25 protein-coding genes are annotated in these 22,817 nt (G+C 36.3%); 13 read left to right on the top strand and 12 right to left on the bottom strand.

The genetic code is table 11. The features are described 5' to 3' along the window. Positions 1-237: 237 nt before the first annotated feature. From H4J66_RS08710 to H4J66_RS08690, 5 genes are all read left to right on the top strand, one after another. On the top strand, positions 238-993 hold the full coding sequence (locus H4J66_RS08710) for an ABC transporter substrate-binding protein (protein WP_182173251.1): 756 nt from the start codon (positions 238-240) through the stop codon (positions 991-993). Between the two features lie 163 nt (positions 994-1,156). After that, positions 1,157-1,423: a hypothetical protein gene (locus tag H4J66_RS08705; RefSeq protein WP_182173248.1), complete on the top strand. Its 267-nt coding sequence runs from the start codon at positions 1,157-1,159 to the stop codon at positions 1,421-1,423. Between the two features lie 9 nt (positions 1,424-1,432). Then, positions 1,433-1,948 (top strand): DUF2785 domain-containing protein, encoded by a 516-nt coding sequence (locus H4J66_RS08700; protein ID WP_182173245.1) that lies wholly within the window; start codon positions 1,433-1,435, stop codon positions 1,946-1,948. Positions 1,949-2,212: 264 nt separating this feature from the next. Further along, positions 2,213-2,800, top strand: coding sequence for an LURP-one-related/scramblase family protein (locus tag H4J66_RS08695; protein WP_182173242.1), 588 nt, complete (start codon positions 2,213-2,215; stop codon positions 2,798-2,800). Between the two features lie 22 nt (positions 2,801-2,822). After that, on the top strand, positions 2,823-3,776 hold the full coding sequence (locus H4J66_RS08690) for a glyoxylate/hydroxypyruvate reductase A (RefSeq protein WP_182173239.1): 954 nt from the start codon (positions 2,823-2,825) through the stop codon (positions 3,774-3,776). Between the two features lie 85 nt (positions 3,777-3,861). Here H4J66_RS08690 and H4J66_RS08685 read toward each other — a convergent pair whose 3' ends face one another. From H4J66_RS08685 to lgt, 4 genes are all read right to left on the bottom strand, one after another. Continuing rightward, complete coding sequence (locus H4J66_RS08685) at positions 3,862-4,794, bottom strand: exopolyphosphatase (RefSeq protein WP_182173236.1); 933 nt, start codon at positions 4,792-4,794, stop codon at positions 3,862-3,864. Positions 4,795-5,094: 300 nt separating this feature from the next. Next, the gene (locus tag H4J66_RS20775) at positions 5,095-5,199 is read right to left on the bottom strand and encodes a DUF2789 family protein (protein ID WP_404842798.1); all 105 of its coding nucleotides are present in this window, start codon (positions 5,197-5,199) and stop codon (positions 5,095-5,097) included. Positions 5,200-5,410: 211 nt separating this feature from the next. Next, positions 5,411-6,247: a ribonuclease H family protein gene (locus H4J66_RS08675; protein WP_182173233.1), complete on the bottom strand. Its 837-nt coding sequence runs from the start codon at positions 6,245-6,247 to the stop codon at positions 5,411-5,413. A 13-nt stretch (positions 6,248-6,260) separates the two neighbouring features. Further along, positions 6,261-7,049, bottom strand: coding sequence for a prolipoprotein diacylglyceryl transferase (lgt, locus tag H4J66_RS08670; protein ID WP_182173230.1), 789 nt, complete (start codon positions 7,047-7,049; stop codon positions 6,261-6,263). 109 nt (positions 7,050-7,158) lie between these two features. Here lgt and H4J66_RS08665 point away from each other — a divergent pair, with 109 nt between their 5' ends. From H4J66_RS08665 to H4J66_RS08650, 4 genes are all read left to right on the top strand, one after another. Beyond that, on the top strand, positions 7,159-8,076 hold the full coding sequence (locus H4J66_RS08665) for an aldo/keto reductase family oxidoreductase (protein ID WP_182173227.1): 918 nt from the start codon (positions 7,159-7,161) through the stop codon (positions 8,074-8,076). Between the two features lie 160 nt (positions 8,077-8,236). Then, positions 8,237-8,818 carry a DUF2975 domain-containing protein gene (locus tag H4J66_RS08660; protein WP_182173224.1) on the top strand — a complete coding sequence of 194 codons (582 nt, stop codon included), beginning with the start codon at positions 8,237-8,239 and terminating at the stop codon, positions 8,816-8,818. Beyond that, entirely contained in the window at positions 8,818-9,027 is a 210-nt protein-coding gene (locus tag H4J66_RS08655) for a helix-turn-helix transcriptional regulator (RefSeq protein WP_070376211.1), read from the top strand. Before H4J66_RS08660 ends, H4J66_RS08655 begins: the two co-directional genes overlap by 1 nt. Continuing rightward, positions 9,011-9,613, top strand: a complete 603-nt coding sequence (locus H4J66_RS08650; protein WP_182173221.1) for a hypothetical protein — start codon at positions 9,011-9,013, stop codon at positions 9,611-9,613. The genes H4J66_RS08655 and H4J66_RS08650 overlap by 17 nt, the downstream gene beginning before the upstream one ends. A 26-nt stretch (positions 9,614-9,639) precedes the next feature. Here H4J66_RS08650 and H4J66_RS08645 read toward each other — a convergent pair whose 3' ends face one another. Beyond that, positions 9,640-10,908: an MFS transporter gene (locus H4J66_RS08645; protein WP_182173218.1), complete on the bottom strand. Its 1,269-nt coding sequence runs from the start codon at positions 10,906-10,908 to the stop codon at positions 9,640-9,642. 141 nt (positions 10,909-11,049) lie between these two features. On the opposite strand from H4J66_RS08645, the gene recR reads away from it, so the two are divergent. Together recR and htpG are read left to right on the top strand one after the other, a co-directional pair. Continuing rightward, positions 11,050-11,655, top strand: a complete 606-nt coding sequence (gene recR, locus H4J66_RS08640; protein ID WP_182173215.1) for a recombination mediator RecR — start codon at positions 11,050-11,052, stop codon at positions 11,653-11,655. A 178-nt stretch (positions 11,656-11,833) separates the two neighbouring features. After that, positions 11,834-13,795 (top strand): molecular chaperone HtpG, encoded by a 1,962-nt coding sequence (gene htpG, locus H4J66_RS08635; protein ID WP_182173212.1) that lies wholly within the window; start codon positions 11,834-11,836, stop codon positions 13,793-13,795. A 64-nt stretch (positions 13,796-13,859) separates the two neighbouring features. On the opposite strand, the gene H4J66_RS08630 is transcribed toward htpG, so the two are convergent. Next, the gene (locus H4J66_RS08630) at positions 13,860-14,306 is read right to left on the bottom strand and encodes a DUF255 domain-containing protein (protein ID WP_182173209.1); all 447 of its coding nucleotides are present in this window, start codon (positions 14,304-14,306) and stop codon (positions 13,860-13,862) included. Positions 14,307-14,622: 316 nt separating this feature from the next. Next, positions 14,623-17,172 (bottom strand): ATP-binding protein, encoded by a 2,550-nt coding sequence (locus H4J66_RS08625; RefSeq protein ID WP_182173206.1) that lies wholly within the window; start codon positions 17,170-17,172, stop codon positions 14,623-14,625. 641 nt (positions 17,173-17,813) lie between these two features. Between H4J66_RS08625 and adk the strand changes: the two genes are divergently transcribed. Beyond that, complete coding sequence (gene adk, locus H4J66_RS08620; RefSeq protein WP_182173203.1) at positions 17,814-18,458, top strand: adenylate kinase; 645 nt, start codon at positions 17,814-17,816, stop codon at positions 18,456-18,458. Between the two features lie 213 nt (positions 18,459-18,671). Then, positions 18,672-19,073 carry an MAPEG family protein gene (locus H4J66_RS08615; protein WP_182173200.1) on the top strand — a complete coding sequence of 134 codons (402 nt, stop codon included), beginning with the start codon at positions 18,672-18,674 and terminating at the stop codon, positions 19,071-19,073. A 117-nt stretch (positions 19,074-19,190) separates the two neighbouring features. Here H4J66_RS08615 and H4J66_RS08610 read toward each other — a convergent pair whose 3' ends face one another. The 5 genes from H4J66_RS08610 to hisF all read right to left on the bottom strand — a co-directional run bounded on the left by H4J66_RS08610 (position 19,191) and on the right by hisF (position 22,766). Further along, the gene (locus H4J66_RS08610) at positions 19,191-19,652 is read right to left on the bottom strand and encodes a GNAT family N-acetyltransferase (RefSeq protein WP_070376220.1); all 462 of its coding nucleotides are present in this window, start codon (positions 19,650-19,652) and stop codon (positions 19,191-19,193) included. Between the two features lie 244 nt (positions 19,653-19,896). Beyond that, entirely contained in the window at positions 19,897-20,193 is a 297-nt protein-coding gene (locus tag H4J66_RS08605) for a hypothetical protein (protein WP_182173197.1), read from the bottom strand. Between the two features lie 147 nt (positions 20,194-20,340). Continuing rightward, positions 20,341-21,225 carry a hypothetical protein gene (locus tag H4J66_RS08600; protein ID WP_182173194.1) on the bottom strand — a complete coding sequence of 295 codons (885 nt, stop codon included), beginning with the start codon at positions 21,223-21,225 and terminating at the stop codon, positions 20,341-20,343. A gap of 150 nt (positions 21,226-21,375) precedes the next feature. Next, complete coding sequence (gene hisIE, locus H4J66_RS08595; protein ID WP_182173191.1) at positions 21,376-21,996, bottom strand: bifunctional phosphoribosyl-AMP cyclohydrolase/phosphoribosyl-ATP diphosphatase HisIE; 621 nt, start codon at positions 21,994-21,996, stop codon at positions 21,376-21,378. Next, the gene (hisF, locus tag H4J66_RS08590; protein WP_182173188.1) at positions 21,990-22,766 is read right to left on the bottom strand and encodes an imidazole glycerol phosphate synthase subunit HisF; all 777 of its coding nucleotides are present in this window, start codon (positions 22,764-22,766) and stop codon (positions 21,990-21,992) included. Before hisF ends, hisIE begins: the two co-directional genes overlap by 7 nt. Positions 22,767-22,817: the final 51 nt, after the last annotated feature.

The raw sequence follows: 22,817 nt of genomic DNA, 5'->3' as shown, positions 1-22,817 counted from the left end.
AGTTTAAGGTTTTACTTGTCATTTTACTCGCTAATTTATATTATAGTCGTATCGAATAGGCTGTGCATAAGCGTTTAACATCGCTAATGTTGCTGCTATTAAGTCAATTTTGCAAAAAAAAAAAGGAGGTAGTTACCAATAACCTTATGTTTTATAAGTATTAATTTGAAGGTGGTAGTCTAAGTGAAGGTAATATTCAGTCTTTATTTTTTACTTAGTGGTATATGCTTCATTTTGATGGTGTCTCCAAATGTACTTGCTCAATCGATTGTTACCCCTACTTATATTTTATATGAAAATTCAGCAATTAATCCAAAACATAGTCCTCTAGTACTGCCTATAACTCTCCACTACAATTTTGCTTCTATTGAATTACTGATTGAACAAGAAGTCGGTCGAATCGTTTTACCTCAAATTTATAAAAATATTGGAATAGATATTACTATTAAGCCTTTACCTGCTAAAAGAGCGGAATTATTAGCGAGTATAAAGCAAAGTGATGGCGAAATAATGAGAATTTGGTCCTACGCAGATGAGAACAAAGAAATGATCAGAGTTCCTACTCCTTATTATTCTTTGCAAACTATGCCATTTAGCCTCGCAAGTAAGCAGCTCAATATTGTCAGTAAAGATGATTTAAAAAGATATAAATTGGCCAAAATTAGAGGTGTAAAACACACCGATAATATAACGAATGGCTTAAGTCATGTTGTCGAAATGAATAGCACTGAAAATATGTTTAAAATATTACAAAGTGGCTTAGTTGATGTTGTCTTGACCAATACTACAGGCGGTCAGCTAATCTTGAAAAAGTTGGGTTACCAAAACATAATTCCTGCAAAAATGCCATTAGTTGTTTTTCCTCTTTACCATTATATACATCAGAAAAATAAAAAATTAGTCCCTCTTATTAACCAAGAAATAATGCGTCTGCGACAAAGTGGTGAATTAGAAACGTTAATTGCATTAGCTGATAAGCAAGTGTCAGTTTAATCCACCAATAATTGCTATATGTAACTCTGTTAATTACTATCGTTCTTAAATCCTTTCTCAATACTCCTCACTAACGTCTTCATTTTATGTTTTTTTTGCAGATGTGATGGTATCCTGATGTGCTTATTTTTAAGATAATTAAATAACTTTAAAAGGATGTTAAATGAAATTTTCATTAAAAATTCCAATAATATTGATGCTTTTTATCAGTAGCTCTGCCTTTTCTGCTAATGAAGTACAGATCAATGCGCAGCAAGTCAATACAGAGTGTTTATCGAAGCAATGGCATAAAAAAAATCTACTGCAACTCAAAGAAGATAAATTTATCCTTGAAAACAAAGCAGAGAAAGAAGCTTTAGCACTACAATTATTGGCTTGTTTAGCAAGCCCAGATGCTGAAATAATAGATGGTGTCGCTTTTGAAGCATAAAGTTATTGGTTGCGAAACGAACACCTTAGCCAAGCAATACATATTGAAATGTTTAACTACTTAACTCGTGTTTTAGAATCGAAAGTAGCTGACACTTCTGGTGTCTATCAGTCATTCTCAATCTTGGTCTTAGCTGAAGTGGTTCGTGTCGATAGGCACTCACCTTTTTTAAGCGCTGAGCAAAGAGATTATTTAGTTAATGTAGGTACAAGTTTTTTAACTAATGTAAAAGATTATCGCGGTTTTTCAACTAAAACTGGTTGGCAACATAGTATAGCTCACGCTGCAGACCTTATGCTGCAATTGGCGTTAAACCCTAAAGTTAACAAAGCGCAACTCGATAAGATACTGGTCGCTTTAGCTAGCCAAGTTACTGCTAATGATCAACATTCATATATTCAAGGAGAGTCAAAACGTATCGCTATGGCTGTTATATATGTTTTTTTACGAGCACAATACTCTGCTGATGATTTTAACCTTTGGCTTAGTAAAGTGGTTAACCCTGCTCCTTTCAATCAATGGTAAGATGTTTATCAAAGTGAACAAGGGTTAATTAAATTAAATAACACACAGAGTTTTTTATACGCGTTATATGCCACAATTAAACCCAGTCAGAATAAAGTATTAACTGAAATGTCTACCTATTTAGAGCAAGTCATTAAAGCGACTAAATAACGTCAAATTGTACAGTTTAATGGTCATTTTAATCAATGTAAAAGCAAAGATAACCATTATCATCAATGATTTTCGTAATATCAACAATAGCTAAACTCACGGAGTGAGCGTTTAATGAATACTAGAATTAATAAGAATACTTATATAATCAAAGAGCATGTTGGCCTATTTAAAGCGGCAAATAATTACGATATTTATGATCCTGAAACAGGGAATATCATCATGGAATGTCGAGAGCCGAATTTAGGCTTTTTTACTAAAATGCTCCGTTTCACTGACTATAAAACCATGACACCTTTTGATGTTCAAATACGAACGCCTGACGATCAGCGTATCATCCGAATTCAGCGTGGTATCTCTTTATTTATTTCAAAAGTAACTGTTTTTGATTGTGACGGTAATGCGGTTGGTTACTTTAAACAAAAATTATTTTCAATCGGCGGAAAATTCGATATCTTTGATAACCAAGACCAACTTGTCTGTCAGTTAAAGGGCAACTGGGTTGGTTGGAATTTTCGCTTTATGGATGGCAATGATGAACTTGCTCATATATCGAAAGAATGGGGTGGCATAGGTAAAGAGTTATTTACCAGTGCAGATAATTACGCATTAAAAATTTCTGCTGATGTTCCTGAAGATCACCCTATTAGAAAGTTGATCCTTGCTGCCGTAATGTGTATTGATATGGTTTTAAAAGAATAATGGTAAGAGGAAACATTTAATAATGGCAGTTATTACTTTTGTGAGTCAACTTGCCCAGCAAGAGCAAGATGCTTGGTTAGCACTATTATCCACTAAGCTTCCAAATGAAGCTATTAAGCTTGATAAAGACTTATCTGTTGAGCAAAAACTTCAATGCGAAATCGCTATTGTTGCTAATCCAGATGCTGATATCTTGTCACAATACCCCAAACTCATATGGGTACAGAGCCTATGGGCAGGGGTCGATGCGCTAGTTTCGCAATTAAGCGATAATAGACCAACGCCAAGCTTTAAGCTCGTGCGTTTAATTGATCCCATATTAGCGCAAACCATGAGTGAGGCGGTATTAACGTGGGTGCTTTATCTACATCGTGATATGCCAAAATACTTACAACAACAAAAATCAGCACAGTGGCTACAACATCGCTATTTACTGCCACAAGAGCGCACCTTAGGTATTTTAGGTTTAGGTGAATTAGGCAAGTTGAGCGCGTTACGTTTACATGATAATGGCTTTAATGTGCTTGGTTGGAGTCAAAGTGATAAGTTAATTAATGGCATTACATGCTATTCAGGAGACGAGGGATTAGTGACTATGGTTAAGCAAACAGATATTTTAATTTGTTTACTACCCCTTACTTCAGCCACCTACCAACTCATCAACGATGATCTGCTGACAAACCTACCACCAGGCGCCAGTATTATTAACTTTGCTCGAGGGGGGATCGTCGCTAATCACGACCTTATTATTCACTTAGCCAATGGCAACCTTGAACATGCAATTCTAGATGTTTTTGAACAAGAACCTTTAGATAAAAGTGATGATTTATGGTTGAATGAAAAAATTACGGTTCTTCCCCATATTTCTGCGCCGACACATTTTGAAAGTGCCGGTGAAATTGTGACCCATAATATTAAACAATATCGAAGTAACGACCAGATACCTTTTTATATCGACTGGAATAAAGGTTATTAATATTTTTGATTAGCGATTTGCTATTGCCATCATTCTTGATGGCAATAGTTAACTATTATTGAGCCGTGAGTCTGACTAATGCGACTTAGCCATCGGCATTAATCGTCGCAATAAGTTCGGCAAGACAAGCTTCATTTTGATCATGTGGAACTTGACAGGTTCCCGCCGCATTATGTCCACCACCATTGTATTTCAACATAAGTTCACCGACATTTGTTTTTGCACTGCGATCAAAAATAGATTTACCGGTAGCAAAAACAGTATTTTGTTTTTTAAGCCCCCACATAACATGTATTGAAATATTACATTGTGGAAATAAGGCATAAATAACAAAACGATTACCCGAGTAAATAATTTCTTCTTCTCTTAAGTCCAGCACAACTAAGTTATTGTGTATGGTTGCACAGCGCTTAATTTGCTCTATAAATTTTTCTTCATGCTCAAAATAAAGATCGGTGCGTTCCTTAACATCAGGGAGTGCGAGTAATTGGTCAATGTTGTGATCTTTACCAAAATCAATTAAGTCCATCATCAGTTCATAGTTCGAAATCCGAAACTCTCTGAAACGACCTAAACCTGTGCGTGAGTCCATAATGAAATTAAGTAATTCCCATCGCTTGGCATGCAAAACTTCTTCTTTATTAAATTGTGCTGAATCTCCCTTATCTACCGCTTCCATCATGCTTGTCCAGCTTGCGGGAAAAGTTTCTAGGCCACCGTAGTAGTCATAAACAACGCGAGCAGCTGAAGGCGCATCAGGGTCGATAACATGGTTATCTCGTTTCTTATTACGAAGTGTCTCACTATGATGGTGATCAAAAGCGATATGAACACCGTCAACATAAGGTAAGTTGGTGGAAATATCATCTGGCCCAACCGCTATCTTTCCATCTTGCATATCTTTGGGGTGAACAAAGAGAATACCGTCAACTAAATTAATATGTTTGAGTAAAATAGCACAAACTAAACCATCAAAATCACTACGTGTTACTAAACGGTATTTTTTATTATCCGACATTTATCATCTCCACTATATAGATTTTTACACTCTGTTATTTAACACTATATTGTTTATATAAGCATAATTAAAGTAGATTAATGCGCGGAATCAACTTTAAGGTTAAATAAAGTGCTCTATGTGTAGATTCTTTTATCTCGATTCTTTTATCTCAATTCCATTTGAAAAGTCTATGCCTAGGCTTAATTTCCTATGTATTGCTCTCGCATTAACCTAATGAACAAACCAAGCTATTGGTCATTTCAGACCAGTTAGCGTTCTCCTGCATGGTTTCTGTTAAAGTAAGAACTTGTCAGCGGCTTAATGCAAGGGTAATTTTGCTGGAATACCTTTATGAGTCTTTATAAAACTTCCTATACCTGCTTGAACGTTATTCATACCTAATTGGGAGAATAAACAAGTTATTGTATAATTTTAGCGATCGATAAAAGCTACGTTTCTGATAAGAAATAGAGTGTTGAGTAGAGCTTGGATTGAGCAAAGTACCGAAAAATTTAAGTAAAAAAGGAAAAAATAAACGATTGAATATCGTTACATTTTCCCTATTTATTTTGAGGTAAGGCGGCAGTTAACCAATGAGAACGTTGACTATCTGGCGGCATTATATATTGATCTATTATCCCGCTTCGGTTGCTAATATTTCGCGAATATTTATTGTTTGCTGATATTGTACAAAATTTATTTCTTGTGACGTTCTGGCAAGAACAGCCATGCGATCGGCGAGCTCATTACCTTCAATATTCGCGTGACCTTTAACATGAGTGATAGCAATATGTTTTTTAATTTCTTGATAGAGTGTATAGCAAACCTTGACTAACTCTGGATTTTTAATCGCTTCGCCATTTGCTTTTTTCCAACCTTTATTTTTCCATCCTGTTGCCCATTTCGTGATGCTGTCGATGGAATATTTTGAATCCGACAGTACTTGAATGGTTTTATCAGGATTGGCTTCAATATAAGCTTTTGCCAATTTAAAGGCTTGTAACATACCAATTAACTCAGCGGTGTTATTAGTACCATTGGCGTTATACGCTCCATACCAAAGGCTATGAATTTCACCTTGATGATAAACAGCGACACCAGTCCCTGATTTTCCAGGATTGGGCGAACACGCACCGTCACAATAAATATCGATATTAGCCTTAGTGACTTCACGATCGCTGCGTACTGTGCTGCCAGCAGGTTTTGCTGAAGCTGTTGCTCGATTTAATGATGAACTTGCAGTTTTAGCCGCAGCGGGGTATTTAGCTCCGTTGCGTGGTGGTGTTTTTAAGGATCGCTGGGTTAATGCTTTGGTGTAAGTTGACTTAAAAGCGGCTTCTGCTTCAACTTGTGAAGGAAAGCCCATAAATTGAGCATCAGCACGCCCTGATGTTACTGATTGAACCGTTGTCCAGTTGTCAAAGACACCCGTTTTTGAACCTTTCCAAACCACGTAATATTTTTTACTCATTATGCTACTCAGCTTATTTTAGTTTGTTCTTGGCAGATAACGACCATATTAATAAAACGATACCAGCGATAAAGAATGGAATACTCAGCATTTGCCCGGTATTTAACGCCCAAATCGACTCGTAGGCAGCTTGTTTAACTTTTACTGACTCGATTAAAAATCGAGCGGTAAAGGTTAATATTAAAAATAAGCCTAATAATGAACCCTTTGGCGTTTTGTCTTTTGATTTTTTATAGATAAAGAAGAGAATAATAAAAATCAGTAAATACGCAATCGCTTCATAAAGTTGCGCAGGGTGGCGAGGTATATTATCAATACGCGCGAAAATAATAGCCCAAGGCGCATCACTGGCAACGCCTAATATTTCAGAATTAACAAAGTTAGCTGAACGAACAAATACACCAAAGAGTGCGGTACAAATAGCTAATCGGTCGAGCAGCCATAAATAGTTTTCTTGATACTTTCTTGCGTATATACCTAATGCAATAATAAGTCCTAAACCGCCGCCATGGCTAGCAAGACCACCTTCCCAAATGGCCAGTATCTTTAAAGGATTAGCAAAGTAATATTGAGGATCGTAAAAGAAACAATGGCCTAAGCGAGCACCAATAATTATACCAAATACAGAATACATCAGTAAGTTGTCCAGAGCCTCTAGGTTTTTGTGCTCTGTTTGATACACCCATTTCATCACCTGTAAACCCGATATAATAGCAGCAGCAAATAGCGCGCCATACCAATGAACGCTTAAAGGACCTATAGAAAGTAAAACTGGATTAATATCCCAAATAAAATGTTGCAATGAAAAAAACCTTATTTATACGTATGCAGTGATTGAGTTGTTGATGAACAACAACCATAAAGTCGCTATTATGTCAGTCAATTAGCGATAAAACGAGAGCAAAGTTGTAATGAAAAATTATAGTTTAGGTAAGAGTGAACTCCAGTCATCACGATTAATTTATGGTTGTATGCGAATTTCAGGTGATCAATCAGTTAATGCTATCGATAAAGGCAAACGTGCGGTGCAGAGCGCGATTGATGCTGGCTACAATCATTTTGATCATGCTGACATTTATGGTGGAGGGGCAAGTGAACAATTATTTGGTGAATTGTTAAAGCAATTGCCGCACCTGCGAGAAAAGATGATTCTTACCTCGAAAGCAAGTATTCGTCCAAAAAACAATGAAAATACTTATGCGCCAACACGCTATGATTTTAGCAAAGCATATCTTTTATCGAGTGTAGAAGGCTCTTTAAAGCGTTTGCATACCGAGCAACTCGATCTTTTTTTATTACATCGCCCTGATTATTTATTTGATATCAATGAAGTCGCCGAAACGTTTAAGGAACTTAAAGACAGCGGTAAAGTTGCGCATTTTGGCGTAAGTAACTTTAAACCCTCACAAGTAGCGATGTTACAAAGTGCATTAGATTTGCCGTTATTGGTGAATCAGATAGAAATTAATATTCATAATGTTGATGCATTAAATGACGGCACTTTGGATCAATGTCAACAAGATAAACTATCGCCAATTGCCTGGTGCCCGCTAGGTGGCGTTGCATATTCTGCATGGGGGAATACCTTTTCAGTTGAAGATGAACAACGTATCGCCGAGGAGTTAACTTCGCAAGCACAAGTGTATAACTGTCAACCTTGGCAAATTATTCTTGCTTGGTTACTAAAACACCCCGCAAAGATATTTCCTATTATTGGTTCGACCACACCAGAGCGAATTATTGCTGCAAAAGTAGCACTAGAGCTTAATTATAGCCGTGAAGATTGGTATCGATTATTTGAAGCGAGAAATGGTAAAGCTGTTCCCTAGCGAGGAAGATGAATCGATATTGAATCGTTTTTCGCGCTAACTAAAGTAAGTGTGCAATTATATAACAGTATTTATTTATCGTTTATCGATAAAAATAGATTGATAAGCATATTTCTTCTGCTATATTAGGCTTATTGAATGAATTTAGGTTATAAATTTTATGTTAGCGCATCATAGGATCAACAAAGTAAGTAAAATAGTTAGGGCACTCGTTGCACTGTTTGTTGTTATGCAAGTTTTCAGCTTTACGTTTTTATTACTATTTGGGGTTAATAATGAAGGCACTTTTGAGCTAACTGACAATTTTTCATTTATCTCTTCAGCGGTCAATATCGACTTTTCAGGTAGCTGGGAAAATTTAGCGTTAGCCTTAACCGATGAAGGTTTTAACGTTTTGCTTATACTAGGCAGTGCAGATTTGTTGCCAAGCCTTTTAATTTATTGGTCTTTGTTTAAGTTATTTGGTTTATATCAGCAGGGTTTAGTATTCACTGTCGCCAATATTCAATGTATTAAAAATATTGGTACTGTGCTATTAGCTTGGATTGCCTTAAAGCTTCTTTATCCAATAGTGGTAACCTTAGTCTTACGATTTTCAGGAGCTTCTGATACGTTATCGTTATACATAAGCTTAGGCTCTGATGAGTTAAGATTTTTATTAATTGGTTTAGTGATATACGTGATAGCTTGGATAATGAGCGAAGCGACTAGCTTGCATCAAGAGCAGGAGTTAGTTATCTAGTGGCTATGATTATAGAACTGGACGTTATGCTCGCAAAACGTAAAATGAAATTAAACGATCTTGCTTTGTCAGTAGGCATAACGCCACAAAACTTATCTGTACTTAAAAGTGGTCGAGCAAAAGCGATACGGTTTTCAACGCTTGAAGCCATATGCCAAACACTAGATTGTCAGCCAGGAGATATTTTACTTTATGAAAAAGATCAATAAACAAGGAATGATGATGAACAAATCTATAGCGATAATGATTACCTGTGGAGCCTTAGTGAGTCACCTAGTAAGCTTTTCGGCATTAGCAACTGATGATGAATCGTATGCTTTTGTTGGTTTTGGTCTAAGCCATTATGATAATTTGGCCAACTTAGCCTTAAGTGAAACTCAAATTGATCTTGTTCCTGAAGTTTATCTTGGTGTCGGTAAGCGTTATCAATTGAATGAAGACTGGCAGCTAGTGACAGAGGTTTCAATTCATTATGCCAAAGCACATTTTAGTGGCTTAGCTGAAAATGTTGACGCCAATCATTTATCTAAAGAACTGCAAGTTTCTTCGGGTAATTATCAATCACTGGGATTATGGGCAACTTCTCGTTTTAACTATGTTAGCCTAAGTGATAATGTATCACCATTTATTGAACTAGCCCTTGGTGCGGTGCACACCAACCAGAGTGCACTTTTTGGTGAAGAAAAAAATCAGCAGGTTGCTTATAAAACCATCGCTGGTCTAGAGTTTGAGGTAGCTGACAAAATGACTTTTTCTATTGGCGTTGGTCTTTCAGACAACGATGACCACCTGTAAATAAGTCGATGCTATTATTGGTATCGCTAAGATTGAGTTGCCTTGTTGGTGGCTTTTTTTCTGTCTTTAATATAGTAAAACCAAGTTACCACAAAGAGTATGGCAATAAAGGGCATACTCGTAAGAACTACTGTATGCCAACCCGCTTTAAATAAAACCCAACCAGCGAGTAACGATGCAGTTGCTTGTAAGCCAAAAATAATAAAGTCATTAATTGCTTGTACTTTGTGTCGTTCACTAGGCTTATAACTTTGCGGCAGTAAGGTTGTACCGGTCAAAAATAAAAAATTCCAACCTATGCCTAATAAAATCAGTGCCCACCAATAGTGCATAACCTGCTCGCCAGAAAGTGCCACAACAGCGACTAACGCATAAATCACTGTGCCAATTAACATTAAGCTTTTCAAGCCGATCCTTTTTATTAACCAAGCGGTAAAAAATGAAGGGATAAACATCGCGGCAATATGGCTTTGAATTACCCATTTTGTCTCGTGTAAGCTATGACCGCTCATCTGGTGCATGCTCAAGGGGGTTGCTGTCATTAAGTAACTCATTAAGGCAAAACCAATGGCCGCTGATAATATTGCAATAATAAATATAGGTTGTTTGATAATTTCACTCAATGGGCGAGTGTCGCCCACTTGTTGATGAGATTCAATCTGGGTGTTTTTAAAATTCAGCATAATAATCATCGCACAAACGATTAATCCAGCCAACACTAAAAATGAGCCCGCATATCCATAGGGAGATGCTAACCAATCTTTTGCGACTACGGCTATTTCAGGGCCTAGAAAAGCCGAAAAAATGCCACTTAGCATTAAAATCGACAACACGGTTGGAATATCTTTATCGTCCTTAATACTCTCAATTGCTGCAAAACGTAATTGCTGGATAAATGAGGTACTAATACCAAAGAGTAAACCAGCAAAGACAAAAAGTTCAAAATTAGCAATAAGTGCAGAGACCATTGCCGTTAAGGTCGCAACTAAACCAACACTATAACCGGTAAAAATCGCAAAGCGGCGACCTTTGTTTTTTGCCAACATAGCCGCAGGAATAGCACCACAGGCTACCCCTAAAATCATCACGGTAACGGGTAGAGTCGCTAAAGAGGGATCACTTGCCATACGGGTCGACAATATACCACCAATAAAAACAATCACAGGTGATGCCGCCATAACAAGGGGTTGGGCAATAAAAAGCAGCCAAATATTTTTAGGTAAAGTGAAATATCGTGATAAGAAAAAAGCGCTGATCATGAGTAAGGCTAAGGTAATATAGATATTGGATAACATAGCGATTCGTTTTGAAAATTATTCTTGAACTATCATAGCGTATTATTTTTAGTGACGAGAGAATAATTTATCTTGGTTTTTATGCTTCAACTGATAAACTGCCTGCGTTGAAAATTAGCTAAACATTGTTTTAAGGTTGTTATGAAATTTAGTCCACTGGTTCAAGAATTAATCAATTCACTAAAATGTTTACCGGGTGTTGGCGCTAAATCGGCGCAGCGTATGGCGTTTCATTTACTTGAACGTAATCGTATTGGCGGCGCTAAGCTAGCGGGTACATTAAAAGTGGCGATGGAAAATATTGGTCATTGTTCACAATGCCGAAATTTTACTGAAGATGATACCTGTGAAATCTGCCAAAGTGCTAAGCGGCTTATAAACCAGCAGCTCTGTATTGTTGAAAGTCCTGGTGATGTTATTGCTATAGAACAAACAGGGGAGTTTCAAGGACGTTATTTTATATTAATGGGGCACTTATCGCCTCTAGATGGTATTGGCCCCGATGATCTTGGCTTAGATATATTAGAGAAACAGCTGGCGACAGATAAGTTTAAGGAAATCATTTTAGCAACCAATCCAACGGTTGAAGGAGAAGCTACCGCACATTTTATTGCCGAACTGGCTAAAAAATATCAAGTGGTTATTTCTCGAATTGCTCATGGTGTGCCTGTTGGTGGTGAACTTGAATATGTTGACGGTAATACCTTATCTCATGCCTTATCAGGACGTAAGAGCTATTCATTCTAATATTGAGTAAATTTATGCTTTGAACTCATATTCAAAGCATATTTATAAATTTATTTTACCTAAGAAACATCACATTCCCTTGAAATAATTTCTCTTAGCCCCACATGTTATCTATCAACGTGAGCATCATATTTGCATGCTCTCTTTTAAACACAGATAAATGTAGGATATATTTCAAATGTCAGAAACAGGCCAAAAAGAAAATCATCAGTTTGCAACTGATAACGCTAAATTACTTAAATTAATGATCCATTCACTTTACTCAAACAAAGAAATATTCTTACGTGAGTTAGTGTCAAATGCGGCCGATGCTGCTGACAAACTTCGCTTTAATGCACTTTCAAATGCTGAACTATACGAAGGTGATGGTGATTTACGCGTACGTGTTAGTTGCGATAAAGAAAATAATACGCTTACCATTTCTGATAACGGTATTGGTATGACGCATGATCAAATTATTGATCATTTAGGTACTATTGCTAAATCAGGTACGGCTGAGTTCTTCTCGCAACTTTCTGGCGATCAAGCTTCAGACTCACAACTTATTGGTCAATTTGGTGTTGGTTTTTATTCGGCATTTATCGTTGCAGACTCAGTAACTGTGCGTTCTCGCGCTGCTGGTGTTGATGCATCCGAAGGTGTTGAATGGACAAGTGCTGGCGAAGGTGAATTCACCACAGCTAAAATTTCAAAGACTAATCGTGGTACCGATATTATTCTTCACTTAAAAGAAGAAGAGCAAGAATATGCTGATGATTGGCGCTTAAAATCAATAGTAACTAAGTACTCAGATCATATTTCTGTTTCTGTTGAAATGTTAACACCAGCAGTTCCTGGTGTTGAAGCTGTTGCTGAAGTTAAGGATGACGAAGACAATGTTACTGTTCCAGCGGCTGAAGCGGTTGCTGAAGTACCTGCAAAATGGGAACCGGTCAATAAAGCCACTGCATTGTGGACTCGTGAAAAATCAGAAGTTTCTGATGACGAATATAAAGAATTCTACAAGCATGTATCACATGACTTTGGCGACCCACTTGTCTGGGAGCACAATAAAGTAGAAGGTAAAACAGAATATACATCATTACTCTATATTCCAAGTAAAGCGCCATTTGACATGCATAACCGTGAAAAACAACATGGTTTAAAACTCTTTGTTCAACGCGTATTTATAATGGATGACGCTGAACAGTTTATGCCTACGTATTTACGTTTTGTAAAAGGTTTATTAGATTCAAATGATTTACCGTTAAACGTTTCTCGTGAAATTTTACAAGATAACAAAATTACCCAAGCGATCCGTAAAGGCTGTACTAAACGTGTACTTAAAATGCTTGAAAAACTAGGTAAAAAAGACAAAGAGCAATACCAGTCATTTTGGAACGAGTTTGGTCAAGTATTGAAAGAAGGCCCAGCAGAAGATCAAGGTAATAAAGAGCAAGTTGCAAACTTATTACGCTTTGCCTCAACAGAGCATAATACTGCGGTTCAAAGCGTTTCAATTCCTGAATACGTAGCACGTATGAAAGAAGGACAAGAAAAGATTTACTATGTTGTTGCAGACAGCTTTGAAGCGGCTAAAAACAGCCCACATTTAGAAGTTTTCCGTAAAAAGGGCATTGAAGTATTATTAATGTCTGACCGTATCGATGAATGGTTAGTGAGCCACTTAACAGAAGTTGATGGTAAGCAATTACAATCGGTCACGCGTGGTGGTTTAGACTTAGGTGATATGGAAGATGAAGAGTCAAAACAAGCGCAAGAAAAACTTGAGCAAGAGTTTGATTCTGTTGTTACCCGTATAAAAACATCATTAGCTGGTAAAGTGAAAGATGTTAAATTGTCGCAACGTTTAACTGATTCTCCAGCTTGTATCGTTGCTGATGAGCACGACATGAGCAGCCAGATGATGAAGCTTATGCAATCAGTTGGACAAGAAGTACCTGATGCATTACCTATCTTCGAAATCAATGCAGAGCATGAGTTAGTAAAACATGTTGCCAATGAAACTGATGATGAAAAATTCAATCAGTGGACGCAAGTATTGTTTGAACAGGCGATGTTAGCTGAGCGAGGTAGCTTAAAAGACCCAGCAAGTTTTGTTGCACGTTTAAACAAATTAATGTTGAGCCTTACTAAGTAAGCTTTTAATGTTTTTCAGTGTACAGATTAAGAAAAAGGAGCTTCGGCTCCTTTTTATATCTAAATCAGTCTACTTTATTTGTGGCTTTATTAAACAGTGTTTGTAGTTGCTCGATACTTTTATAACCATGACTCAATGAATATTGGTCACCGCGAACGATCATCACTGCTGGAAATCCTCTAAAAGTAAGCTGCTCGCCTTTGTTATCTTTGAGATCGTCAAAAACAAAACTTGAAAGCATAAAGTTGATGGTTTCTCTGACAGGAATAAACTGCTCATTCAATATTTTAGCTAGGGCGGGATCAGTAAAAACATCTTTTTCCATTGCAGCACAAGTGGTACAAAAGCGCATTTTAGCAAAGACAAAAATTGGTTTTGTCGAGTCCATCGCACGCGCATCTTGATAACTATGCCATTCAACTTGAGAGGTATATAAAGTTGATGAAATAGCCGCATAGAGGCTTGGTATTAAAATAATGGCAGCAATTATTGCGATAAAAAATTTATTCATGGGCTTTTCGATAATATAATTGAACAAGTAACCACTAGACCCACTATTTTAGTATATGCTTTCACTTGAGTTCATTCATTTAAAGCTGAACGTTAATACTCAATTCAATATCAAGGAGAACGCTAGCAGAGCCTGTTATTTTGACCTGTAACAATTATATTATCCCATCATAAAATTGGCGTTATCGTATGGGGTATTTGCAGCCTAAAGGCATTAACAGTTAACTAAGCATGTAAGTATGCATAAGTTACTTGTCTCTATAGCTAAGTGTGTTAATTTTTAAAGAAGCGTTATCAATATCATTTGTTTTATTGGTCTAGGCACTTGTTAAAAATTTTTGCAATAGTGTATAAATTTCCTGAACGTCAATGGGCTTGCCTAAACAATCATCAAATCCTGCTTGTTTGTACTTTTTAATATCGTGAGCCATAACATTCGCTGTTAAGGCAATAATTGGGATATTTGGATTGCTTTTTTTAATCGCCTTACACGCTTCAACGCCATCCATATTTGGCATTTGAATATCCATAAAAATTAAATCAGGTATTAGTTTGCCAATTTCTGCTATTGCCTCTATGCCATCATTTGCAATACGAATGTTTGCTTTAGTCGGGCGTACAACAGCATTAAAGACTTTTTGATTTATTTTGTTGTCTTCTGCCAATAGAATATCAAATCCCTGTGCTTGTGGGGCTTGCGTTTTATTCAATGTTAACTTGCTATGACTTTTTAATGTAGTTTTCTTTAATGGCAATACTACACTAAAAACAGATCCAACATTTTCTTTACTAATGACGTTAATGTCACCTCCCATCAAGTTTGTTAATTGCTTGGCAATAGACAGACCTAGACCTGTACCACCATAATTCCTTGTTGTGGAAGTATCTGCTTGTTCATAACGGATAAAGAGTTTTTTAATTTGAGCTGGTGACAATCCAATCCCCGTGTCCTTGACTTCGAAAACCACTTTCTCATGTTTCTCCATAAGCGTTATGCTAACTTCACCTTTAAGGGTAAATTTAAGCGCATTAGAAATTAAATTTACAATAATTTGTCTTAACCTTATCGGGTCTGTTAACCAGTAAGTACAAAGATCTTCTTCTATAGTAAAAGTTAAGTCAATACCTTGTTGTTTTGCTAAAAAAGACAGTTCTAAAATAATAGATTTGAACAATTCGCCAATGTTAGTTGGCAGCGATTCTAAGCTAATATTGTTTGATTGTATTTTTGATAAATCTAAAATATCATTAATAATGGTAATAAGATTTTTAGAGGAAATAATGCCGATATCAACTAACTCTTTTGATGAGTCAGATAAATCTTCTTGTTTTAATACTTGTAATGAGCCTAAAACACCATTCATTGGTGTGCGGATTTCATGACTCATGTTTGATAAAAATTCGCTTTTAGCTTGATTCGCCTTTTCTGCTTTCATCGTTGCTTTTTCTGCATCTATCTTAGCTTCTATTGCCAATGATTTTGCCTCACGCAAACCCACCTCAGCTTTAACTCTTGTTTCTACTTCATGTTTTAGTTTTAGATACATTTTGTATTGAAAGATAACTAAGATAAAAATAATAAATAATACCGTCGCCAATGTGATACTGGCTTGCTCAGACTTCAATAACAGTTGTTCGACAACTATTCTGCTTTTTTGTTCTTCATCAATGACCTTCTTGAGGGTATTTCTAACATCAATAATATTATTTTGTTGGTTGGTTTTTATTGTTAAGTATTTTTTCCACCAAAATTTATCTTGTAAAGCTTTTGCCTTGCTATAGTCCTTCCGGTTAAAGGCGAGTATTGATTCAATCTCTATAAATTCATCAGGGGTAGCTAAGTCGGGTTGTGCATCAAAGTAGTGCTTGGCTACATCGAAATAATACCGTGACATTTGCTCGTTTTGTTCAGTTGCATAATAAAATGACAGGACAGTATTTAACCAAGCCTGCCAAAATTCATCATCGGTGGTTACTGATTTGATATAGTTTATTGTCTCAGCAGAAACATTTTCTTCAAGCCGGGCTTTATTATCTAAGTAGGCTAATAAAAGTAGCACTTTACTGCTTTTATCTGTTTCTTTTTTTGCAAGTTTTAATAACTCATTAGCCACATAATTGGCAATAATAATTTCGTTAACACCGGTTAAATGCCATTGTAAATTATATAAAAAAGAAGCTTTATTAATTACGTAATTATGTTTGTTTGATGAGCGTAATAACCGCAGAGTTAAATTAACATATTCATTTGCATCTTTAGAAATAGCAGAGAGTGCCCAAAGCATGGCAAATTCTTCGAAAGAATAATTTGATTGTCCAATTATTTTTTGCAGACTATTACGCAGTATCTGATTTTCTAAAATAGGAAAATCTTCTCTAATAGCTGCCATAGCAAAGGCTATATCATAATGAATTTTTGCGCGCGTGCTCATTAACCTTGGGTAAAGTGCACTTAATTTTTTATGTGCGACGTCGGATGAGTCTCGTAAGTTTACTTCACCAACGATTAAATAAATTGTGGCAATCTCTATCGCACTTTTATTTTTAATTTGCTTGGCTAAAATACGGAGACGCTGACTACAGATTTTTACCTCACTGTATTGATCGGCAAACATGCTGTAAACACAGGATTGAATCAGTAAGCTTATTTTTTGGTTATCGTCATCAATAGTGGCTAGGCGTGGCAATAGTTTTTCTTGAAAATAGTCAGTTGAATATTGTTGTTGGTTTAACAAACTTATTATTTCATCAACATCTTTACCCGCTATGTTTTGTGCAAGAACAGAGGTTATCGTTAATAAATTCGCGACAAAGCAAAATATAATGATGAAAAAGGAGTTTCTACAACGTTTATGTATTTGATTCATCGCTGCTTTCCATAAAGCTGATTGTGGAACTACTTATTATTACTACATGAATTTATAGCGTTAATATTATAAACAAGTAATAGGGCTGACCATTTAGAAGTAGAAGTGTGAATACTTTAATTTTTTTTGCCCAGCCACAATGACTCATCAGTAGGTTAAAACGCAAGCTTTACTTTTACTGATTCTAGTGAAGGTAAATCATTGAGTGTTTAATCATTTTTTTGGTGGCTCTAAGCTATATGGTTAATGTAATGCTTATCTATGAAGTGGCACACTAGTGAATGGTCATTTAAATTTAACTCGTTATCCAAGTGCTTGGAGATTATATTTGTATCGCAAGGTTTGTTCTTTATATAAGTAAGACTCATTAGTCTTTATTTACTTGTCCCTTTATTGATTATATTTTTTGGAATTATCTTTAAATGCCTTATATAACCACGATAATCGCATAGACTTTAGTATGAAAAATAGCTTTTTAGTACCTTTTTTGATGATAGAGCGGTAATGCTACTTGTTTGACTACAATTGAACTTGTATAGTGTTGCACAATCGAAAAATACTCATTTGGCTGTTATATTCGAGAAGTTTTGACGCCAGTACAACAGCCTAATTAGTATATTAAACATATAAGGCAAGATTTTATGCGCATTATTTTATTAGGTGCTCCCGGCGCTGGGAAAGGCACTCAAGCACAATTCCTAATGGCTAAATTTGGTATTCCACAAATATCTACTGGTGACATGTTACGTGCTGCTATTAAAGCAGGCACTGACTTGGGTAAGAAAGCTAAAGCAGTGATGGATGCTGGACAATTAGTTTCTGATGATCTCATTATTGGTTTAGTTAAAGAACGTATTGCACAAGATGATTGTAAAGCAGGTTTCTTGCTTGATGGTTTTCCTCGTACGATCCCACAAGCAGATGCGATGAAAGATAACGGGGTTTCAGTTGATAGTGTCGTTGAATTTGAAGTTCCTGATGAAGTCATTGTAGATCGCATGAGTGGTCGTCGTGTTCATGCCGGTTCTGGTCGTGTCTATCATTTAGTTTATAATCCGCCTAAAGTTGAAGGTAAAGATGATGATACTGCTGAAGACTTGTCTATTCGTCCTGATGATGAAGAAGCTACAGTCCGCAAACGCCTGGGTATCTACCATGAGCAAACTAAGCCATTAGTGGCTTACTATCAAGATGAAGCAAAAGCGGGTGCATGTTCGTATTTAACGATTGACGGGACTAAGCCTGTAGAAGAAGTCAGTGCTTTACTTGCTAAGGAATTAAATTAACTCGGTTGATGTTATAAGTCCTTTATTAATAAGTAGCTAATAACGAGCTTATAAATACCTAACAAAAAATTCGCTTCGGCGAATTTTTTTGTTTTTATTGGCTGTGAACATTACACCGGGTAATCTTTCTTAAAAATATGGTCTTTAAGCTATCAAAATTAATTTTAGAACGTAAACTATATTCACTCATCTATAAATATAAGAAGAAATTTCATGGTAGTAAGTTTATCAATAACAGGGCTCTACACGAGTTTGTTGGCGCTTTTATTTGTTGGTTTAGCCATCAATATTATTCGCCTACGTTTACATTTTAAAGCCGGTATTGGTGACGGTGGTCATCAACCCCTTGCTAAAGCAATTCGCGTACATGGCAACTTTGCTGAATATATTCCTATGGTTTTGATAATGTTAGGTATTTATGAGGTTAATGGGGCAAGCCCAATAGTGTTGCATGCTTTAGGTGCAATATTATTTATTGGTCGAATTTTGCACGCCGTAGGGCTTTCAAAAACTACAGGGGTTTCTAAGCAGCGTCAAGTAGGCATGTTATCACTATTCCTTGTTATGCTTATTCTAGCTGTTGAGAATATCCGCTTATTTATCACTGCAGTTTAGCGAGTACTACCCTCTTTTGAACTAATACATAACTCAAATAAGCATGCATACTGCAATGCTTATTTGAGCGCTATGCCTGTGCTATGCATGTAATAAGGGTTGAAAATATCCGCTTATTTATTGGTCAGCTTTTAACATAGCGATGTGCGGAATATCATCTTCGAGATACATGGCAGAGACACGTTCAAAACCGTGATTGCCATAAAAGCTTTCAAGGTGCTCTTGGGCTGATATTTTAATTTGTTGATCTGGAAAATATTGCTGACAAACGGTTAACGCCTCAGCCATTAACTGGTGACCCAAACCTGTCCCTCTCGCATGACTTGCAACAATAACTCGGCCAATAGCAATATAGTCTTGGTAACTTTGGCCCTTTGCTAAAATACGCAAGTAGCCGGCGATCTTACCCTCTAGGTAACAAAAGAGGTGAATGGTATCTTTGTGCCGGTCAATATCATCAATATCAGCATAAAAACAAGTTTGTTCAACCACAAAAACATCAATACGAAGCTTTAATATTTCATACAGTTCATCGATATTGAGCGCTTTAAAATGCTTCACTTGCCAAGCTATTTTCATTAAACCTTACCTATTGTGATTATCAGGAAACAGTTTATTTTTTCATGATTTATCTACTAGGTAAAGTTAATAACACCCATTTCATTAATTAGCGGGTTTACTTTATTAGCAAAGCTAATGCTCAAGATAAGCTTACTGACTTTAATGCTGAGATATTATAAATATTAAATATCTAAGGTACTAATAGCTGGTTTCATCGGTAGATGTTTTCAGATAATGAGACATATTGGCATAACACAGAGATTTAGTGATGAAGTACCTGTAAGTAGCCATGATAACTTTTACTGATTAAATAATTTGAAATTTCTTGTCGATATTCATTAATATCTATGTGGGGGAACTCGATATACATCGTTTCTTTTAAAGAGATCTCATCAAGAAAGAGTATGTAACCTAAAGGTAAGTAGGTGGGGGAGAAGTTATTTTTAAAGATTGTTATGCGAATTTCAGCGGCGCTATAGTATTCTTTGCAACCAAAATCACGTTCTAGTGTTGGCAATAATTTTGTGCCATAACTTTTTATTGACCAGTATTTAAACATTGCTATTCCTTAGCTGTTTTTAACATCCATTTTCTGCTGGAAAAATATACGCTCTTCTCTGTAAATGTCAATAGCAATAATGAATTACTGAGTTTTTAATCATGTAGAATAAGGGCTGTAGGACATAATATGTAGATATTACTAAGATTAGTTTCGGTTTAATATTTTGACTGTATCAGGGCTTACAAAAAATCCGGCTTGTGTAAAAGCTTGTACAATTCTATGTTGATTTCGTAATTTTTTTAACCCGATATTAATGGCTTTAAATGCGATTTTTCCGTGAGGGTGTTTCGTACTAATAACAAAGTGGCGACTGTCTTTGAGCTCGATAGCAACACCTTTTACCGGTACTAAATGAATTTTATCCATAGTAAAAGATTGATCGGGTGTCGAATTAAAAGGCATTAATAAAAAGTCTATCCAACCTAGATTTACCATGCGAGCTTGGCTTAACCACTCATCTTCTTGGATCAGCTCTTTTAAAGACAATAACTTTAGCGTTTGCCAGTCAGTACGCCATTTTGGCGTAGAAACGGCAGTAAATTTTTGCAGATCTTCAAATTCTGTTATTGCTAAAACAGCACTATTACTTGGGCTGGTGTATATGCCGGCAATGTATTCGCCTTGACGGATAACTGCATCAGAAGTATAAACACTGTCATTAAGTGCTTTGGCATCAGCAAGCCAATAAGAGTCAAAACTAATGAGTAAGCGTCCTGATGCCAACATCTTGGTATTTCTGAAGTTAATTTTACCAGTAGCATATTTAAAGCTGTGTTCAAAACCACCTATTTTTAAAGCTTGCTGAGCGATAATCATATCGACAACATCGCGGCGAATTTTTTTTCCTGAAAAATTTTTAATTGTATGCACATCCCGACCATCTAAGAAGCTCATATAATCTTGGTAAACATCATCACGAATGAAGATTAAGATATCTTCTGCTTTTGTAAGGGGACTAAATAATGAACTCTGTATAAAGAGCAAGGGAATAATAACCGTTATTAATTTTGTAAATATTTTTAATATCATGAGTGTTAAATATCTCTATCTTGGGCGCGTATAAAAATTCCTTTTCTAAAAAATTACCCTTAGACGTAAAATTGAGTATAGCCGCTTAATTAAAGAAAGATAGCTGTTGATAAAGCGTTTTATAAACAACTATCTTAAAGTTAACTCAGTTTATTTGTTATGTCGTTTTTGTAGTACTGCCATTACCTCAGACACTTCAATATTTTTATCTTGAAGTAAGACGAGTGTGTGATAGAACAAATCAGCACATTCACCAAGTAAGTCTTCTTTGGTTTCAGCAACTGCAGCCAGTGCAACCTCAACACCTTCTTCGCCAACTTTCTGTGCTATTTTAGTGGTGCCTCGCGAAAATAAATGCGCGGTATAACTGCTTTCAGGATCGCAACCTTTTCGACTAGCAATCACTTGCTCTAATTCGCTAAGGAAGTTTTGCTGAGTTAATTTTTGTTCAGGAAAACATGACTCAGTCCCTAAATGGCAGCTTGGTCCCAGTGGTCGACAAGCAATTAACAAACTATCGTTATCACAATCAGTTAAAACCTGACTAATATTGAGAAAGTTTCCTGACGTCTCACCTTTCACCCAAAGTGCTTGTTTTGAACGACTAAAAAAAGTAGCTTTACCCGTTGTTAACGTTGCTTTGAGGGAGGCTTCATTCATATAACCTTGCATTAGAACGGCACCCGTATCTTGATGCTGAATAATTGCTGGTATTAAATTTTCCATTTTAGCCCAAGCTAATTCGTTGATGTTCTCTAGGGTAACTAGCATAATCTTATCTCTATATTTTGATTCTTCAATGTTTGTTTTAATTGGTTTATCTCAATGATACCTTTATGGAAAACACTTGCAGCAAGCGCGCCATCTACATCGGCTTGTTTGAAAACGTCAGCAAAATGCGATATTTCACCGGCACCACCTGATGCTATTAAAGGAACATTACACACCGCACGCGCTTTTTGTAATTGCTCAATATCATATCCTTGGCGAACACCATCTTGATTCATACAATTTAAAACAATTTCACCGGCACCGCGTTGCTGAACTTCTTTGATCCAATCAAAGGTTGTCCACTTGGTTTGTTGAGTGCGATTTTCATCCCCAGTAAATTGATAAACTTGATACAACCCCGTTTCTTCATCATAAAAACTGTCAATGCCGACAACAATACATTGTTGACCAAAAACATCAGCCAAACGAGAAATCAAATTAGGGTCACGTAAGGCAGGGGAGTTCACTGATATTTTATCCGCACCCATCATTAAGATTTCTTTTGCGTCTTGCTCTGTTTTTATACCACCGGCAACACAAAAGGGAATGTCGATGACTTCAGCAATACGACTAACCCAGCTTTTATCAACCACTCTATTATCAGAGCTAGCGGTGATATCATAAAAAACTAATTCATCAGCACCAGCTGCTGCGTATTTTTGGGCGAGTGGTACAATATCACCAATAATTTCATGGTTTCTAAATTGAACACCTTTAACTACTTTGCCATCACGCACATCGAGACAAGGTATAATTCTTTTTGCTAACATAAAACTTCAACCTTTGTACTTTGCTCGGACAATAAAAAATTCACGGTTTCA

It is taken from the genome of Colwellia sp. MB3u-55, from assembly GCF_014076785.1.
GTDB lineage: Bacteria > Pseudomonadota > Gammaproteobacteria > Enterobacterales > Alteromonadaceae > Colwellia_A.
This window is presented reverse-complemented; position numbering and strand designations above follow the sequence as displayed.